Source organism: Roseateles sp. P5_B10 (assembly GCF_056400485.1).
This window is the reverse complement of record NZ_JBFULE010001082.1, coordinates 1-1472: the sequence shown is the minus strand read 5'-3', so window position 1 is coordinate 1472 and position 1472 is coordinate 1. Positions and strand designations below refer to the sequence as shown.

2 protein-coding genes are annotated in these 1472 nt (G+C 68.8%); both read left to right on the top strand.

Annotated elements, in window-relative coordinates; genetic code table 11:
* The coding region (locus AC1DU6_RS31010; RefSeq protein WP_477861959.1) for a YdeI/OmpD-associated family protein at positions 1 to 327 on the top strand (327 nt) is incomplete at its 5' end.
* A 106-nt stretch (positions 328 to 433) separates the two neighbouring features.
* On the top strand, positions 434 to 1472 hold a 1039-nt coding region (locus AC1DU6_RS31005), incomplete at its 3' end, for an NAD(P)/FAD-dependent oxidoreductase (RefSeq protein ID WP_477861957.1).

Here is a 1472-nt window from a genome sequence, read left to right as displayed (position 1 = left end):
GTGGCCACGCTGATCGAGGCGGGCCGCATGCAGCCGCCTGGCCAGGCGCAGGTCGAGGCCGCCAAGGCCGACGGCCGCTGGGCCCAGGCCTACGACGGCGCGAAGACGTCCACCGTGCCCGACGACCTGGCGGCAGCGTTGGATGCGAATCCGCCGGCCAAGGCCTTCTTCGCCACCGTCAACGCGAGCAACCGCTACGCCGTGCTCTGGCGCATCCAGACCGCCGTCAAGCCCGAGACGCGTGCCAGGCGCATCGCGCAACTGGTGGACATGCTCGCCCGCGGCGAAACGGTGCATATCTTCAAGCCCAAGCCCAAGCCCGGCTAGGCCATCAGCGCTGCCCACCCCAACCGGCCAACGCACGGAGTTGCAGTTCCGACAGCCGATAGCTGAGACGCAGTGGGTGCGGCAGATCTGAGCCCGATGCGAGCGCATGCAAACCCAGACCTACTACGCCGTCACCGCCCCGCGCCTGACCTTCCAGCCGCTGGCCGACTCGTCCACTGACGTGGAAGTGGCCGTGCTCGGCGGCGGTTTTGCGGGCCTGGCCGCGGCGCGCGGGCTGCAGGAGCGCGGCATCACCAGCGTGGCGGTGCTGGAGGCGCAGACCATCGGCCATGGCGCGTCAGGGCGCAATGGCGGTTTCGTGTTCGGCGGCTACAGCCGCGACGCGGCGGACTTGGTGAGCGACCTGGGCTTGGCAGCGGCGCGTGAGTTCTACGCTCATAGCCGCGAAGCCATCGCACTGATTCGCTCGCGCATCGAGGTCCACGCCATCGACTGCGATCGGCAAGAGGGCGGCGCTCTGCTGCTCAACTGGTTCAGGCACAGCGCACGCGCCGAGCGCCAGTTGCGCGATCAGGCGCGCTGGCTGCGCGAGAACTTCGGCGTCACCTGGGACGAAATCGAGCCTGCCCAGGTCCGGCAGTGGCTGGACACGCAGCGTTATGGCGGCGCTCTGCTGGAGCGCGATGCCTTCCATTTCCATCCGCTCAAGTACGCGTTGGGGCTCGCTCGCGTCATCGAGCATGCCGGTGGCAGGGTGCACGAGCACAGTGCCGTGATGAGCATCGAGCGCCTTGCCGCCGGTGGCTTCGTGCTACGCACCTCACATGACGCCTCGATCCGCGCGGCCCAGGTCGTCGTGGCCGGTGGTGCCTATCTGAAGGCCATGCTGCCAGCCCTGACCGGCGCGCGCCTGCCCATCGCAACCTATGTCATCGCGACCGAACCGTTGCCGCCCAACCTGCGACCGATCCGCACGCCCGCCGCCCTCTATGACAACCGCTTCGCCTTCGACTACTACCGAGCGCTCGCCGATCACCGGTTGCTGTGGGGCGGCCGCATCTCCATCCAGGAGCGCGACCCCGCGCGCATTGCGCAGATGCTGCAGGCGGACCTGCTCAAGGTCTATCCGCAGCTCGCCGCGGTGCGCGTCTCGCATGCCTGGGGTGGGCTCATGAGCTATGCCC